Here is a 16,038-nt window from a genome sequence, read left to right as displayed (position 1 = left end):
TTCGGCGGCGATGAACAGGGCCGATGCCACAAACACCTCTTCCAGTTCGGCTGCTCGTCTGCGTGACCTGCAGGCGCGAGGGCGACGATCCCGACGCGCCGCGCCAGGGGGCACGGCTGCGCGATGCGCTCGCCGGCATGCTGCCTGAAGGCGTCGAGTTGCAGCCGGTCGAATGTCTGGGCAATTGCAAGCGTTCCTGCACGGTGGCGCTCACGGCCGAAGGTACCTGGACCTATGTCTTCGGTGATCTCAGTGCCGAGAGCGGCCCCGACGTCCTCACCGGCGTCAGCCTGCTGGCCCATTCCACCGACGGCCTGATGCCCTGGCGCGGCCGTCCTGAAGTCTTCAAGCGCAGCATGATCGCGCGCATCCCACCCATGCCAACACTCAAGGACGCCGCCGAATGAACGCGCACACCAAAGTTCCCTGCACCATCGTCACCGGCTTTCTCGGAGCCGGCAAGACAACGCTGATCCGCAATCTGCTGGCCACCGCCAATGGCCGCAGGCTGGCGCTGATCGTCAACGAGTTCGGCGATGTCGGCGTCGACGGCGATATCCTGAAGTCCTGCGGCATCGAGAGCTGCCCGGAAGACGCCATCGTCGAACTCGCCAATGGCTGCATCTGCTGCACCGTGGCGGATGATTTCGTGCCGGCGCTGGAAATGTTGCTGTCGCGCCCCAACCCGCCCGAGCATATCGTGATCGAGACCTCTGGCCTCGCTCTGCCCAAGCCGCTGGTCAAGGCCTTCAACTGGCCGGCGATCCGTTCGCGTGTCACCGTCGACGGCGTCATCGCCGTGGTCGACGGCGCCGCGGTTGCGGCCGGACGCTTTGCCGATGATCCGGAAGAGCTCAAGCGCCAGGCCGAGGGCGACGCCTCCCTCGACCACGACAATCCGCTCGAGGAGGTCTATGAGGACCAGCTCCTCTGCGCCGACCTCGTCGTGCTCAACAAGGCCGATCTCCTTTCCGCCGGCGAAGCCGACAGCGTGGAGAAGGACATCGAGAAGACGGTGCCGCGCGCCGTCAAGGTGGTGCGCACCTCCGAGGGCCGCATCGATGCCGCCGTGCTGCTCGGCCTCGGGGCCGCGGCCGAGAACGATCTGGAGGCGCGTCCCTCCCACCACGACCACGAGGCCGAGCACGACCACGACGACTTCGATACCTTCATCGTCGACCTGCCCGCCATTCTCGATGCCGATGCCCTGGTGGACAAGCTGAAGGCGGCGGCCGAGGAACATGATATCCTGCGCATCAAGGGCTTCGTCGCTGTCGACGGCAAGCCGATGCGCCTCTTGGTCCAGGGCGTCGGCGCCCGTTTCTCGCAGCATTTCGACCGCGCCTGGGCGCCGGAGGAAACCCGTTCGAGCCGCCTCGTCATCATCGGCGAGAAGGGTATCGACCAGGCCGGCATCCGCAAGACGCTGGAGGGCTGATGCATCTGCTGCCGGCCGATACGCGTTCGCTCGACGCCAGCGAGGCCGCCATCGATCTGGGTCAGGCACCCGGCGCGATCGTGTTCGCCTCGCTGACCGATAGCGACCTCGCTCTGGCGGCCGCTTCCGGCCTTGACGATTTGCGCCTGGCGCCGTTGCAGAAGCTGCGCCATCCGATGTCTGTTGACCTCTATATCGAGAAGACTGCTCGCCATGCCAGGGTGATCGTGGTGCGCCTGCTCGGCGGACTCGATTATTGGCGCTATGGCGCGGAGGAACTGGCCGCGACGGCACGCAACAATGGCATTGCGCTCGCCTTGATTCCCGGTGACGACAGGCCCGATGGACGCCTGTCCCAGCTCTCCACCGTGCCCCAGGATGCCCTGGACCGGCTCGCGCATTACTGGCGTGAAGGCGGCCCGCAAAATGCCCATGCGTCGCTGCTTTATGCCGCAAGGCTGGGCGGTTTCGATTTCGGCGAGCCGGAAGCACCGGTCGCCGTGCTGAAATATGGGGTGTTCCTTGGAGCGCAGGCGTCCTCGCCTCGACCCTCCCCATCGAGGAGAGGGTATGGGCGCGCTGTCATCCTCTTCTATCGCTCCATCCTGCTCTCAGCCGACACTGCTCCCATCGAGGCCTTGACGCTGGCCCTCGGTGCCGAGGGCCTCGCCGTATCCGCCCTCTATGTCGGTTCGCTCAAGGATGGGGAAACGGCGGCATGGGTGCGCCGGCAGCTTGAGGACCTTCAGCCCCGGGTGATCCTCAATGCCACTGCCTTCTCGGCCCTGGCCGACGACGGTGCTTCGCCGCTGGACGTGGCCGGCTGCCCCGTCCTGCAGGTGATCACCTCCTCCTCGGCGCAGGAGGCCTGGGAAGCCTCGACCCGCGGGCTGTCGGCCAGCGACCTTGCCATGCATGTCGCCTTGCCGGAACTCGATGGCCGCCTTTCGGCTGGCGTGATCTCCTTCAAGGCCGAACGCGAGGAGGGCACCTTCAGCCGTCTCGCCCATGCTCCCCATCACGAGCGCATCGCCGCCGTGGCCGCCAAGGCCGCCGCCTGGGCCCGTCTCGCCGCCAAGGCGCGGACGGAGCGCAGGCTCGGCCTGATCCTCTCGAACTATCCGGGTGCAGACGGCCGTCTCGCCCATGCCGTTGGCCTCGATGCGCCCGCCTCGGCCCTGGCGATCCTGGAGCGGCTTCGCGACGAGGGGTATGTAGTTGGTGATCTGCCACAAAGCGGTGCCGATCTGCTGGAGCGGTTGGGCCGATCTCTTCCTGGGATTGTAAGCCTCGAGCCTGCCCTCGGAAACACGGCCGATAAGAGCACGCCGGAAGCCTCCGACCCCAGGGAGCTTTCCCTCCCGCTCGCGGTTTACCGGAGCTGGCTCGACACCCTTCCCGTTACCCTCCGGGACAAGCTCGCGGCCCAGTGGGGCGATCCATCAACCGATCCGCTTTGCCTCGACGGCGCCTTCCGCTTTGCGGGCCATCTCTGCGGCCATGTCGCGGTGGCAGTGCAGCCCGATCGCGGCTCGGCCCTTGACCGCAAGGGCGACCACCATTCGCCCGATCTGCCGCCGCGCCATGCCTATCTCGCCTTCTATCTGTGGTTGCGCCAGGTTTTCGGCATCGACGCGATGATCCATCTCGGCACGCATGGCACGCTGGAATGGCTGCCAGGCAAGGCGGCGGCCCTATCTGCCCAGTGCTTTCCGGAACTGGCTGCAGGGTCCGTGCCGGTGCTCTATCCCTTCATCGTCAACAATCCCGGCGAGGCGGCACAGGCCAAGCGCAGGCTCGGCGCCGTCACCATCGGCCATCTCACCCCGCCCTTGCGGGAGGCTGGCCTTTCCGGCGGGGCCATCGAGGTCGAGCGCCTGATCGACGAATATGCCAGCGCCGATGGCCTCGACCAGCGCCGCATGGCCTATCTCAGGCGCGAGATCCTCGAGCGAGCCGTCGAAACAGGCCTGAGCGCCGAATGCGGCATCGCTCCCGGCCTCGACGAGGACGAGACGCTGGCGCGCCTCGATGCCTTCCTGTGCGACGTCAAGGAATTGCAGATCCGCGACGGGCTGCATGTCTTCGGGCGTCGGCCGGAGGAGAGCGCCCACCTCCTCGATGTCCTGGCTGCCTCCTGCGGCGAGGAGGAGCGTCCGGTTTTGGCCGCTCGGCTCGACAGTTGCGGTGACAGCGAAATGGCAAGCCTTCTCGCCGGCCTCGACGGATTTTTCGTGCGGCCCGGCCCCGCCGGGGCGCCGACGCGCGGGCGCGCCGACGTGCTGCCGACCGGACGTAACCTCACCACAACAGACCCACGGGCGGTTCCGACCCGTGCCGCCTACGCGATTGGATCGCGTGCGGCGGATGCCTTGATCCAGCGCTATCTGCAGGATCACGGCGATTATCCCAAACGTATCGTGCTCGACCTTTGGGGCTCGGCGACCATGCGCACCGGTGGCGACGATCTCGCTCAAGGATTGGCCCTGCTGGGCGTCAAGCCGGTGTGGGATAACGGCTCCAATCGCGTCTCGGGCTTCGAGATCCTGCCGCAGGCGCGGCTCGACCGGCCGCGCGTCGACGTGACCCTGCGCATATCAGGCCTGTTCCGCGATGTGTTCGCCCAGCAGATCGCGCTGTTCGACGAAGCGGTCAGGGCCGTCGCCGCCCTGGAGGAAAGCGCGGAATGGAATCCGCTGGCCGCCACGGCGAAGGCGAGCGGCGAGCGCCCGCTGCGCATCTTCGGCGCTGCCCCATCAGCCTATGGCGCGGGGATCACCGACCGTATCGCGCGGGGAGCCTGGGAGACGCGAGCCGATCTCGGGCGTGATTATCTCGCCGCCAGCGGTCATGCCTATGGCGCCGGCATCGAGGGCGATGCCGTACCGGCTGTCTTCGCTGAGCGGGTCGCCTCGGCCGATGCCCATGTCCATGGCCAGGATCATCGCGAGATCGACATCCTCGACGACGTCACCTTCGCGGCCTACCAGGGCGGTTTTGCGGCGGCGCTGGAAGCACTCGGTGCCAAGGCCGCCCTCTATCACGCCGATCTCTCCAATCCGCAGGCGCCGCGTTTGCGCAGCCTCGGCGAGGAGGTCGGCCGCCTCGTGCATGGCCGGGCCGCCAGCCGGCGCTGGATCGACGGCATGATGGTGCATGGCTATGCCGGGGCCGCCGAGATGGCCAATGCCATGGATTCGCTGTTCGCCTTCTCGGCGACGGCCGGCATCGTCACCAATGCCGCCTTCGATCGCATGCACGAAGCCTATGTCGAGGATGAGGAGGTCGCGGCCTTCCTCGCTTCAGCCAATCCCGCTGCGGGTCGGGCGATCCGGGCGCGGCTGGCGGAAGCGATCCGCCGGGGGCTGTGGCAGCCGCGTCGCAATTCTGCCAGCCGCCTGCTGGACGAAGCTGGGAGAGCGGCGTGAGCGAGCCGTCCAATCAGGTCAAGGGCTGGTGTCCGGGGGCGCTCAGGCCGATGCGCTCGGGGGACGGACTGATCGTGCGGGTACGTCTCACCGGCGGGGATCTCAGCCCGGAACGCGCGGCCGCGCTGGCCGAGGCTGCCCGGCGCTTCGGCAATGGCCTGATCGATCTGACCTCCCGTGCCAATCTGCAGATGCGCGGCGTCAGCGACGAAACCCTGCAGCCGTTGCTCGACCGGCTTGCCGAACTGGGCCTGCTCGATGCCAGTGCTGCCGCCGAACAGGTCCGCAACGTGATTGCAAGCCCGCTCGCCGGGCTCGATCCGAGCGCGCCTGTTGACGTGCACCCTATGATCCGAGCGCTGGAGCTGAGGCTGATTGGAAACGAGCGTTTCCATTCTCTCCCGGCCAAATTCGGCTTTCTGCTCGACGGCGGCGGCGTGCTGCCGCTTGACGACGTCGAGGCCGATATCGCTCTCCGGGCCGAGGATGACGGGCATCTCCGCCTGGAAGCCGGTGGGGAAGTACTCGGACGGGTGAGGGTGGAAGAAGCCCTGGAGGCGGCCCTCGGCGTTGCCGAGCGCTTCCTCGCTTTGCGCCAGCCCGATGAACGCCGCATGCGCGATCTGGTGAGGCGGTTGCAGGATGAGGCACACTTACCTTCTCCACGAAGTGGGGAAGGTGGCGTTGCGAAGCAACGACGGATGGGGTGTGGCCCGCTAGCGGCACTCTATCCGGATAATATGCTTCTAGCGAACCCCACCCCATCCGGCCCGACTTCGTCGGGCCACCTTCCCCACTTCGTGGAGAAGGCAGTTGCACCCACTCGTCTCGCCGGCCCCCACGACGCGGGCTTCTTTACCGCCGCGGCTCCGTTCGGGCGGCTCGATGCCGGCCAGCTCGAAGGCCTCGCTGCCATCGCGGCGCGGCATGGCGCTACGCTGCGCCTGACGCCCTGGCGCGCCATCCTGCTGGCGCCGCTTGCCGTCGACGTCACCACTGAGGTGTCGTCCCTCGGCCTCGTCGTCGACCCCGACGACCCTCGTCTTGCCATCGCCGCTTGCCCCGGCAGCCCTTCTTGTCTATCCGGCGAAGCGCCGGCACAAGCCGATGCTGCCAGGCTGGCGCCGGTGCTGGCCGGTTTTATCGAAAGGGGGGCGAGCGTGCATGTCTCGGGCTGTGCCAAGGGCTGCGCGCGGCGCGCGCCAGCCTCGATCACGCTGGTGGGGCAGGGCGGACGCTACGGCATCGCCTTCGACGCCGACAGCAAGGCGCCGAGCGAGACGGAACCGATGTCCTTGGGCGAATTGACGGCGTTTTTGGCCAAGCGACTACAGCATTTTCCAGAAAAGTTGAGCGACTTTCCGATTAAGAAAATGCGCTAGAACAAGGAGTTGGAGACAGTTGCGATTCGATGGAATTGCAGTTTCTTCCAGCCGAAAAGAGTTTCAAGAGCTGTGACCATGTCTGAACGCGACTATATCCGTGACGGTGCCGAGATCTATCGCCGCTCCTTCGCGATGATCCGTGCCGAAAGCGACCTGTCGCGCTTTTCGGCCCTTGAGGCCCCCGTCGTCGTGCGCATCATCCATGCCTGCGGCATGGTCGAGGTCGCTGCCGATGTCGAGATGTCTTCCGACTTGGTATCGAGCGCGCGCGCCGCGCTCCAGGCCGGTGCGCCCTTGTTGTGCGATTCGAAGATGGTGGCCAATGGGGTGACCCGTGCCCGCCTGCCTGTTGACAACGACGTGATCTGCACGCTCGACGATCCACGCACGCCCGATCTTGCCCGCAAGATCGGCAACACCCGCACTGCGGCGGCCATGGAACTCTGGCGTGAGCGTCTCGGCGGCGCCGTGGTTGCCATCGGCAATGCGCCGACCGCGCTCTACCATCTCATGGACATGATCGACCGCGGTGCGCCCAGGCCCGCTGCCATTCTCGGCATTCCCGTCGGTTTCGTCGGTGCCGCCGAATCCAAGGACGACCTCAAGGCCTGGGGCAAGGTGCCCTGGCTGATCGTGCGCGGCCGCAAGGGCGGCAGCGCCATGACAGCGGCGTCGATCAACGCCCTGGCGAGCGAAATCGAATGAATAGCCCGACGTCTCCTTTGGGTCGTCTCTATGGCGTTGGCGTCGGCCCCGGCGATCCCGAGTTGATGACCCTGAAGGCGGCGCGCCTCATCCGCGCTGCGCCCGTCATTGCCTATTTCTGCAAGCAGGGGCAGCGCGGCCATGGCCGCACCATCATCGAAGGCTTTCTTGCCGATGGCGTCATCGAGGAAAAACTGACCTATCCGATGACGACGGAAGTGTCCGCCGCCGATCCGGTCTACCATTCGGCGCTCGGCAGCTTCTATGACGAATCGGCGCGCCGGCTGGCCGATCACCTCGATGCCGGTCGCGATGTCGTGGTGGTGTCGGAGGGCGATCCCTTCTTCTACGGCTCCTTCATGCCGATCTTCCATCGTCTGGCTCCCTCCTACGAGACCGAGGTTGTCGCCGGCGTTTCGGGCATGGCGGGCTGCTGGACACGGGCCCGCACGCCTATCACCTATGGCGACGATATCCTCACCGTCCTGCCCGCGACGCTGGACGAGGCCGCGCTCAGGCGCCATCTCGAACTTGCGGACGCGGCGGTGATCATGAAGCTCGGCCGGCATTTTTCGAAAGTTCGCGCCGTGCTGGAGGAACTGAATCTCGCCGAGCGCACCGTCTATGTCGAACGCGGCACCATGGCCGGCGAGAAGATCATGAAGCTGCCGCCAGCCGATTTCACCGGTGCGCCCTATTTCGCCATGCTGCTGGTGCCCGGCCAGGGGCGGCGGCTGTGACCGGCCGCGTCATGATCATCGGCCTCGGGCCAGGGCCGGCGAAGTGGGTCACGCCCGAAGCCAGCGCGTTGCTGGCGGAGGCGACCGATATCATCGGCTACGGCCCCTATGTCGACCGCGTGCCGGCAGGCCCGGCGAAGCGCCATGCCAGCGACAACAGGGTCGAGGTCGATCGTGCCCGCCACGCGCTCGAACTCGCAGCCGGCGGGGCACGCGTTGCCGTGGTCTCGGGCGGGGATCCCGGCGTCTTCGCCATGGCGGCGGCGGTCTTCGAGGCGGTCGAGGCGGGGGATCCGGCCTGGCGTGACCTCGACATCATGGTCGCTCCCGGCGTCACCGCTGTCCTGGCCGCTGCCGCGCGGCTCGGCGCACCGCTCGGGCATGATTTCTGCGTGGTCTCGCTGTCCGACAATCTCAAGCCCTGGTCCATCATCGAGAAACGGCTGATTGCGGCGGTGGAGGGTGATTTCGTGCTCGCCTTCTACAACCCGGCCTCGAAGGCCCGGCCCGAGCAGATCGGCAAGGCATTCGACGTGCTGCGCCGCCATGCCGGCGAGCGCATCGTCGTGCTCGCCAAGGCCGTCGGCCGGCCGGACGAGGAGATCATCCTGACCAGCCTGTCGGCAGTGAAGCCAGAAGAAGTCGACATGCGCACGCTCGTGCTGATCGGCTCCTCCCAGACCCGGCTGATCGAGCGCGGCAATGCGGAACCCTGGATCTATTCACCCAGGAGATGGGAAGCGTGACCCCCTGGGCAGGCCGGCTATCCCTGCCGCTCGATCCAGGCCAGGGCCTCCTGCGCCGTCGCCACCGTCTTCACCTCGGCCGTCTCAGGCCGGCGCAGCAGGATGACCGGCAGGCTGAGGCGCCGCGCGGCGGCGATCTTGCCATAGGTGGCGCTGCCGCCGGAATTCTTGGTGACCACGATGTCGACGGCCTCTTCCCGCATGAGGCCGATTTCGTCCGTCTCCGCGAAGGGGCCGCGGGCAAGGATCAGCTTGGCGCGCGGCGGCAGCTCTTCCGGCGGATCGACCGAACGAACCAGATAGAAATGCTGGGGCGCGGCGAGGAAGGCCGGCAGTTCGAGGCGGCCGGTGGTCAGAAAGACGCGCCGCGGCGCTGCGCCCAGCGCCTGAACCGCGGCCTCGGCGTCCGCCACTTCGCTCCAGCGATCGCCGTCCGCCGCCTGCCAGGCAGGACGCCGCAAGGCAAGCAGGGGCACGCCCATGCGCCGGGCTGCCTCGACCGCATTGGCCGACATGCGTTCGGCGAAGGGATGGGTGGCATCGACGAGCGCGGTGACAGCATGCTCGTCGAGAAAGGCGCAAAGCCCCTCGACGCCGCCGAAGCCGCCGATACGATAGGCGATCGGTGGCTCGATGGGATTGATCGTCCGCCCGGCAAGGGACACCATGGCCGGAATGTCGGGGCGCGCGGCCAGCAGCCTGGCCAGGGCCGAAGCCTCGCTGGTGCCGCCGAGCAGCAGGACATGGGGACGGGAATTGGTGCGGGTCACTTAAGCGTCACTCACGTTGGTTCGACCTTTGTCATTGCCGGGCTTGACCCGGCAATCCAGCTTTTTGCCCGATTGCGAGTGGCTTCTGGATAGCCGGGTCAAGCCCGGCTATGACAAACCGGAGCGTTTCTTCTTAAGTGAATTGCGTTGGAACTGAAATGCGCTGTCGTCTCGTGAGGGTCGGATGAGCCCTATCAAGCACTCGGATCGCTGGCTGTCGATCGTCGGCATCGGCGAGGACGGCATGGCCGGCTTGTCGCCGCTGGCGGCCGCCGTGGTTGACAGGGCCGAACTGCTGGTCGGTGGCGCCAGGCACCTGGCGATGGTGCCGGAAGGAACGGCCGAAAGGCTGGCGGAAAGGCTGACTTGGCCGAGCCCGCTGACCGATGCCATCGGCCCGATCAAGGCGGCTCGAGGGCGCCGGGTCGTCGTGCTGGCCTCCGGGGATCCGTTCCTGTGGGGTGTCGGTGTCACGCTGGCGCGTTTCATCCCGCCCGAAGAGATCGCCTGCCATCCCGCGCCTTCGTCCTTCTCCCTGGCAGCGGCGCGGCTCGGCTGGGCGCAGCAGGAGTGCGCCCTGATCTCGCTGCATGGCCGGCCGTTCGAGACGCTGATACCGCATGTCCAGCCCGATGCCCGCATCCTGGCCCTGACCTGGGATGGCCGCACGGTCGCCAAGGCGGCTGCCCGCCTTACCGAGCTCGGATTCGGCTTGTCCCGCCTGACCGTGCTGGAGCGCATCGGCGGGACCGGCGAGAGGATCCGCTCCGCCCGGGCAGAAGCCTTCGATCTCCACGGGATCGATCCGCTTAATGTCCTGGCCATCGAGGTGGTTGCCGGCCCGGATGCCCGCCCATTGCCGCTTGCCACTGGCCTGCCCGACGCGTTCTTCGAGCATGACGGACAGCTCACCAAACGAGAGATCCGTGCCGTGACCCTGTCGGCGCTGGCCCCGCTCAAGGGCCAATTGCTCTGGGATATCGGCCTGGGAGCCGGTTCGGTTGCCATCGAATGGCTGTTGCGCCACCCGTCCAACCGGGCCATCGGCATTGAGGAAAATGCCGACAGGGCAGCGCGGGCACTGGTCAATGCCATCAATCTCGGAGTGCCGCATCTGCGCCTCGTCACTGGCGCGGCGCCGGCCGCGCTGGTCGCACTGGACCGCCCCGATGCCGTCTTCATCGGTGGGGGAACGGGGGATGACGGCGTGTTCGAGGCCGCCTGGGATGCCCTGCGCCCCGGGGGGCGCCTCGTCGCCAATGCCGTTACGCTGGAAAGCGAGCAGGCCCTGGCCCGGCGTTTCACCCAGCATGGCGGCGATCTGATCCGTCTCGGCGTAGAGCGGCTGGTGCCCGTCGGCAGCATGCATGGCTGGCGCCCCGCCATGCCGGTGACGCAATGGAGCGTGGTCAAGCCGTGAAGCTGTTCGTCGCCGCCGGTCTCGGCTGCCGGAAAGGGTGTCCGGCCGATGAAATCGCCGATCTCGTCCGGTTGGCCCTGCAGGAGGCCGGCTTTGAGCTCTCGGCGCTTTCGGGCCTGTTCGCACCGGCCTTCAAGCAGGGCGAGGCGGGGTTGGCGGAAGCCGCCGCCAGCCTCGGCGTACCGCTCGTGCTGGTTCCGCAAGCCGCACTGGAGGCCGCCGAGCCACGTGTGCTGACCCGTTCGGAGCGCGTGGTCGTCCTGACCGGTCTCGGCAGCGTGGCCGAGACGGCAGCGCTCGCCGGCGCCGGTCCGCAATCCATACTCAAGCGGGCGCGCATCGCCAGTGCGAATGCCACCTGCGCCATCGCCGTCAACGAGGCCTGACATGACCGTTCATTTCATCGGCGCCGGTCCCGGCGCGCCCGACCTCATCACCGTGCGCGGCCGCGATCTCGTGGCGCGCTGTCCGGTCTGCCTCTATGCCGGCTCCCTGGTGCCATCGGAAATCATTGCGCTGGCGCCTGGGGATGCACGCGTGGTCGATACCGCGCCCCTGACGCTCGACCTGATCATGGCCGAGATCGAACGGGCGCATGCCGAAGGCCTCGACGTGAGCAGGCTGCATTCAGGGGATCTTTCGATCTGGAGCGCGCTGGGCGAGCAGACCCGCCGCCTCAGGGCCCTCGGCATTCCTTATACCATTACCCCGGGCGTGCCCTCCTTTGCGGCTGCTGCCGCGGTGCTCGGCAAGGAGCTCACGCTGCCGGAAGTTGCACAATCGGTGGTGCTGACGCGCACTTCGGGCCGGGCCTCGGCGATGCCGGAGGGCGAGACGCTCGAGGCCTTCGCGCAGACCGGTGCGACGCTGGCGGTGCATCTTTCCATCCATGCGCTGGCCCGCGTGGTGGCGGAGACGACGCCGCATTACGGCAGCGTCTGCCCGGTTGCAGTGGTCTTCCGGGCGAGCTGGCCGGATGAGCGTGTCGTCACCGGTACGCTCGGCGACATCGAAGGCAAGATCGCGGCCGAGCCGATGGAGCGCACTGCTTTGATCCTGATCGGGCGTACGCTCGCCACCGAGGATTTTCGCGAGAGCGCGCTCTACGACACCGACTACAAGCGGCGCTATCGCGGCTTCGAGGGGTGACGGACAGGGCTATCGCCTCCGGCGAGCAGCGATGAGTTCCTATCGAAAGCGAGCGCTTTGCTAACCTGAAGCGGTTGTTGGGTGACGAGTCATCTTCAGGCCTTGCCGAATTGGCTTTCCAGCGCGCCGACCTGCGCCGGCGTCAGCGCTCGCACCGCCATGCCGCGGGTGACGATGAAGAGGCGGGCGCTTCCCTCCAGCTCCTCTGCCGCATTGACGGCGGCTTCCAGCGTGGTGTCGGCGATGACCGGGCCGTGATTGGCGAGCAGGATCGCCTTGTGGCGGGGCGCTGCTGCGGCGATGTGGTGCTCCACGGCCGGATCGCCGGGCGCGGTGTAGGGCACGATGGCAAGGCGCCCGATCCGCATGACGAAATAGGGCGTGAGCGGCGGCAAGGCATCGACGGGATCGACATCGTCGAGGCAGGAGACCGCCGTCGCATAGGTCGAATGCAGATGGACGACGGCCCCGGCCTGCGGCCTTGCGGCGAGCATGGCGCGATGGAGCGGAATTTCCTTGGTCGGCTTGTCGCCATCCCGATGCCGCCATTCCGTATCGAGGCGCGAAAGCCTGGCCGGGTCGAGCCGCCCCAGGCAGGAATTGGTCGGGGTCACCAGGTAGCCGTCGGGCAGGCGTACGCTGATATTGCCGCTCGAGCCCACGGTGAAGCCGCGATCGAACAGGGATTTGGCCAGGAAGCAGAGCTGTTCGCGCAGGCGGTTTTCGTCTCCTGACATGCTCACGCCTTTCCGGCCAGCAGGGCCACGGCCTTGGCGAAGAAGTCCGGCGCGCCGAAATTGCCGGATTTGAGCGCGATCGCCACCGGTTTCGTCCCCCGCAATTGCAAGGCGGGCACGCCGGGGTCGATTTCCGGCCCGATGGCGAGGACGGCATTGCCGAGCGTGCCGGCGACGGCACCGGATGTCTCGCCGCCGGCGGCCACGATCCTGGTAAAGCCGTGCTTGAGGGCCGCGCGGGCGAGTTCGGCGAACAGGCCTTCGATGCGTTGGGCGAGGGCCTCGCGGCCATGGCGCGCCTGGGCTGATGCCACGACCTCCGGATCGGCCGAGGAATAGAGCATCGGCGCGGCATCCCGGTGGGCTTCGAGAAAATCGACGAGGGTATCGAGCCCGAGGCTGCCATTCATCACCGCGTCGGCCTCGATGGCCATATGCGGGTGGTCCTGGGCATAGAGGCCAACCTGCCGGCGGGTCGCCTCGGAACAACTGCCCGAAAGGATGACGGCCGGGCCGTCAGCCCCGGCGAAGGCCGGCGTGGTGCGGCCCGGCGCGATGCCATAATTGGCAGGCAGGCCCATGGCGATGCCGGAGGCGCCGGTGATGAAGGCATGATCGGCAAGGCTGGCGCCGAGTGCGAGCAGATCCTCATTGCTGGTGGCATCGGCCACGACGAGGCGTTCGCCGCGGCCCGCGGCGTGCGCCAGCGCGGTCCTGATAGACGAAATCCCGGCCCGCACCACGGCGTGCGGCAGATGGCCGACCTTCAGCGGCGTCTGGCGCTGCAGCCAACGGCGGATGTCGGGATCGGTCATCGGGGTGAGCGGATGGCGCTCCATGCCGGATTCCGACAGGAGGCGGTCATGAACGAAAAGATGGCCCTGGTACAGCGTGCGGCCCGTGCCGGGAAAGGCCGGACAGACCAGAGCCAGGGGGGCGTTGAGCACGGCGAGCACCGCCTCCGCGACGGGGCCGATATTGCCTGAGGGGGTCGAGTCGAAGGTCGAGCAATATTTGAACAGGATCTGGCGGGCGCCGTTCGCCTTCAGCCAGGCGGTCGCGCTCAGCGAAAGACGCACCGCCTCGGCCGGGTCGATGGAGCGGGATTTCAGCGCGACCACCACCGCGTCGTCACCGGCCGGGGCCGTGCCGGCGGGAATGCCCAGAGTGAGCGAGGTGCGCATGCCGGCCCGCGCCAGCGTATTGGCGAGGTCGCTCGCACCGGTGAAGTCGTCTCCGAAGGCCCCCAGCAGCATGGCGTTTCCCACTTCCGTCGCGCTCTGGCGGCGCCCATCTTGTCGGACAATAGAAAGAGGGACCGGGGCTGGCAAGGCAGGGACGTGACTCCTTGGAACGCGGACGTCCCCGCTCCCAGGAAGGCTACCATCTCACTTGCGGTCCGGATCAGCCAGAAATGTCGTGCCTGGACTATTCGACGTTCGCATTCCCGGCATTGTGGAGGTCCTTCCTCCTGGTTGCGTCACCGTCATGTCTTCCCGTGGCTCTCACCTTGTCGGTGCGTTCCTCGCCCTCTCGGCGGGAACGGTGTTTTCGTTTGGCAGCGTCACCATTCGCGAGTCGCCGCATCTCGACGCCGTGCAATATCTCATCTGGCGCAGCTTCGGCCTGCTGCCGCTGGTGCTCGGGGTGGCGCTGCTGCAGGGCAAGTCGCCGCTGCGCCAGATGGTTTCGGGCAGCTGGCTCGGGCTCGGCGGCGCGCTGTGCATGACGGTGATGGCTGATTTGTTCATCTTCGCCATGAAGACGACGACTATCGCCAATGCTTTGCTGTTTTCGAGCGCGGCGCCGCTGATCGGCGCCATCCTGGCCCGCGTGATCCTGAAGGAACGCATCCTTGTCGCCACTTGGTGCGGCATCGCGATCGGCATCGCGGGCCTGCTGGTCATGACCTGGGGGGAACTGGGCAGCGGCAATGCCATCGGCAATCTCGCCGGCTTCGGCGTGGGCTTTGCCTATGGCCTCTATTCCATCATTGCCAGGCTCGGCCGCGACAGGGACATGTCGGGCGTGGTGCTGGGCTGGGCGGTGCTGACCATCCTCACCTGCGGCGCCTTCATGCTGTTGCATGGCGTCACCATCGCCACGCCGATGCTGGAAAATACCTATGCCATGATCCATGGCGCCGTGTTCATCGGCGGCGGCATGTATCTGCTCAATGCAGCGGCTCGCCATGTCGGCGCCGGGCAACTCACCTTGTTGGCCCAGACCGAAATGATTCTCGGGCCCGTCTGGGTCTATCTCTTCTTCGGCGAGGCGCCGCGCTTGACCACGATCCTGGGTGGTGCCGTGCTGCTTGCCGGCGTGCTTGTCGCCGCCCTGGGACGCAATTTTACGCGCGAAGAGGAAGCGGAAGTGGCAGCGCGCGCCTCGGTTTGATCGAGCTGGCTCTGCCGGTTCAGGACGACCGGATGCGCAAGCCGCCGAGAATGTGCCAGACCACGGCCGCGAGCACGATGGCACCGCCGACGATTGCGGCCGTACCCGGATCCTCGGCGAAAAGCAGATAGACCCAGAGCGGTGCCAGCACCACGTCGAGCGTGGAGATCAGACCGGCTTCTGCAGCAGGGATCCGGCGCGCGCCGGCCAGGAACATGAAGAAGGCGAGTGGAATCGAGGTGAAGGCAAACACGGCCAGGACCAGCCAATCCTGGGCTGTTGCCGCGGCAGGCGAAGCGAAGGGCAGGCCTACCAGCGCCGTGAACAGGCAACAGAACAGGTTGACCGGCAGCATTTCCAGCTTCGGGCGCGCCCGCGCCACCACCGCCACGATGGCAAAGGAGGCAGCCATGCCGAGCGCCATGGCATCGCCGAAGAGATGGCTGGATCCGAAGGAGCCGCCCACCATCACGACCACGCCGACGAGTGCGCCACCAGAGGCGATCAGCGTGCGCCGGGTGACCCTCTCGCGCATGATCAGCCAGGCGAGGCCGGCCGCCAGGAAGGGCGTGGTGGCATAGATCACCGCCACATTGGCGATTGTGGTGTGATAGAGCGCGCCGACATAGAACAGCATGGACAGCGAGGCGCAGGCCGCAATGATGAGCCCGAACCAGCCGATCGAGCGGATCGCCGCCAGGCTGTCGGCGCGGTGCACATAGACAAGACCGGCCGCCATGTAGATCGCCCCGATCGCCGCGCGCAGCGACACGGTCGTCCAGGCATCCACCGTCAGCATGCGGGCGAAGATGCCGCTGATGCTCCAGGCGACAGCGGAAGCGACGACGAGAAAAACACCGAGCCGATGGACGGAACGGGCGTCGGACGAGGCGGTGATGGCGGACATCGGAAAACCAGGGGTGGGAGGACGCAACTCACATGATTTTCAGCGGCACTCCCAACGGGCCGATGAAGGTGTGGTCAGCCGCAATCTCCTTGTTTCAGATGCTTCGTTCAAGGGAGGAAAGCTATCTTGAACGACAAGAAAAGCTTGATGACGAAGAGAGTGTTTCCCACACTTCATCCGCTGTCCCGACGGTCCTCGATCGATCTTCGCGCGATC

15 protein-coding genes are annotated in these 16,038 nt (G+C 66.8%); 11 read left to right on the top strand and 4 right to left on the bottom strand.

The genetic code is table 11. From position 1 onward, the window contains the following. The first annotated feature begins 23 nt into the window (after positions 1-23). From ACN6KF_RS17240 to cobJ, 7 genes are all read left to right on the top strand, one after another. Complete coding sequence (locus ACN6KF_RS17240) at positions 24-407, top strand: DUF1636 family protein (RefSeq protein ID WP_434958017.1); 384 nt, start codon at positions 24-26, stop codon at positions 405-407. Further along, positions 404-1,438, top strand: coding sequence for a cobalamin biosynthesis protein CobW (cobW, locus tag ACN6KF_RS17235; protein ID WP_434958016.1), 1,035 nt, complete (start codon positions 404-406; stop codon positions 1,436-1,438). Before ACN6KF_RS17240 ends, cobW begins: the two co-directional genes overlap by 4 nt. After that, on the top strand, positions 1,438-4,866 hold the full coding sequence (gene cobN, locus ACN6KF_RS17230; RefSeq protein ID WP_434958015.1) for a cobaltochelatase subunit CobN: 3,429 nt from the start codon (positions 1,438-1,440) through the stop codon (positions 4,864-4,866). Before cobW ends, cobN begins: the two co-directional genes overlap by 1 nt. Beyond that, complete coding sequence (gene cobG, locus ACN6KF_RS17225) at positions 4,863-6,248, top strand: precorrin-3B synthase (protein ID WP_434958014.1); 1,386 nt, start codon at positions 4,863-4,865, stop codon at positions 6,246-6,248. Before cobN ends, cobG begins: the two co-directional genes overlap by 4 nt. Positions 6,249-6,326: 78 nt before the next feature. Further along, positions 6,327-6,956 (top strand): precorrin-8X methylmutase, encoded by a 630-nt coding sequence (locus tag ACN6KF_RS17220; protein WP_434958013.1) that lies wholly within the window; start codon positions 6,327-6,329, stop codon positions 6,954-6,956. Beyond that, the gene (locus ACN6KF_RS17215) at positions 6,953-7,696 is read left to right on the top strand and encodes a precorrin-2 C(20)-methyltransferase (protein ID WP_434958012.1); all 744 of its coding nucleotides are present in this window, start codon (positions 6,953-6,955) and stop codon (positions 7,694-7,696) included. The genes ACN6KF_RS17220 and ACN6KF_RS17215 overlap by 4 nt, the downstream gene beginning before the upstream one ends. Next, positions 7,693-8,442, top strand: a complete 750-nt coding sequence (gene cobJ, locus ACN6KF_RS17210) for a precorrin-3B C(17)-methyltransferase (RefSeq protein WP_434958011.1) — start codon at positions 7,693-7,695, stop codon at positions 8,440-8,442. The genes ACN6KF_RS17215 and cobJ overlap by 4 nt, the downstream gene beginning before the upstream one ends. A gap of 17 nt (positions 8,443-8,459) precedes the next feature. On the opposite strand, the gene ACN6KF_RS17205 is transcribed toward cobJ, so the two are convergent. Then, entirely contained in the window at positions 8,460-9,212 is a 753-nt protein-coding gene (locus ACN6KF_RS17205; protein ID WP_434958010.1) for a cobalt-precorrin-6A reductase, read from the bottom strand. Positions 9,213-9,396: 184 nt separating this feature from the next. Between ACN6KF_RS17205 and cbiE the strand changes: the two genes are divergently transcribed. From cbiE to cobM, 3 genes are read left to right on the top strand one after another with little or no spacing between them, the layout of a single operon-like run. Further along, the gene (gene cbiE, locus ACN6KF_RS17200; RefSeq protein WP_434958009.1) at positions 9,397-10,632 is read left to right on the top strand and encodes a precorrin-6y C5,15-methyltransferase (decarboxylating) subunit CbiE; all 1,236 of its coding nucleotides are present in this window, start codon (positions 9,397-9,399) and stop codon (positions 10,630-10,632) included. After that, positions 10,629-11,018 (top strand): cobalamin biosynthesis protein, encoded by a 390-nt coding sequence (locus ACN6KF_RS17195; protein WP_434958008.1) that lies wholly within the window; start codon positions 10,629-10,631, stop codon positions 11,016-11,018. Before cbiE ends, ACN6KF_RS17195 begins: the two co-directional genes overlap by 4 nt. 1 nt (position 11,019) lies before the next feature. Continuing rightward, positions 11,020-11,781 (top strand): precorrin-4 C(11)-methyltransferase, encoded by a 762-nt coding sequence (gene cobM / locus ACN6KF_RS17190; protein ID WP_434958007.1) that lies wholly within the window; start codon positions 11,020-11,022, stop codon positions 11,779-11,781. Positions 11,782-11,876: 95 nt separating this feature from the next. On the opposite strand, the gene otnC is transcribed toward cobM, so the two are convergent. Continuing rightward, positions 11,877-12,518 (bottom strand): 3-oxo-tetronate 4-phosphate decarboxylase, encoded by a 642-nt coding sequence (gene otnC / locus ACN6KF_RS17185; protein ID WP_434958006.1) that lies wholly within the window; start codon positions 12,516-12,518, stop codon positions 11,877-11,879. Positions 12,519-12,520: 2 nt separating this feature from the next. Next, entirely contained in the window at positions 12,521-13,774 is a 1,254-nt protein-coding gene (gene otnK, locus ACN6KF_RS17180; protein WP_434958005.1) for a 3-oxo-tetronate kinase, read from the bottom strand. A 163-nt stretch (positions 13,775-13,937) separates the two neighbouring features. On the opposite strand from otnK, the gene ACN6KF_RS17175 reads away from it, so the two are divergent. After that, positions 13,938-14,915, top strand: a complete 978-nt coding sequence (locus tag ACN6KF_RS17175) for a DMT family transporter (protein ID WP_434958004.1) — start codon at positions 13,938-13,940, stop codon at positions 14,913-14,915. A 19-nt stretch (positions 14,916-14,934) separates the two neighbouring features. On the opposite strand, the gene ACN6KF_RS17170 is transcribed toward ACN6KF_RS17175, so the two are convergent. Next, entirely contained in the window at positions 14,935-15,822 is an 888-nt protein-coding gene (locus ACN6KF_RS17170; RefSeq protein ID WP_434958003.1) for a DMT family transporter, read from the bottom strand. Positions 15,823-16,038 lie beyond the last annotated feature (216 nt).

Origin of the sequence: Labrys methylaminiphilus subsp. lupini, from assembly GCF_051161885.1 — a bacterium.
Lineage (GTDB): Bacteria > Pseudomonadota > Alphaproteobacteria > Rhizobiales > Labraceae > Labrys.
The sequence above is the reverse complement of the archived record's forward strand: the minus strand, read 5'-3'. Positions and strand labels throughout refer to the sequence as shown.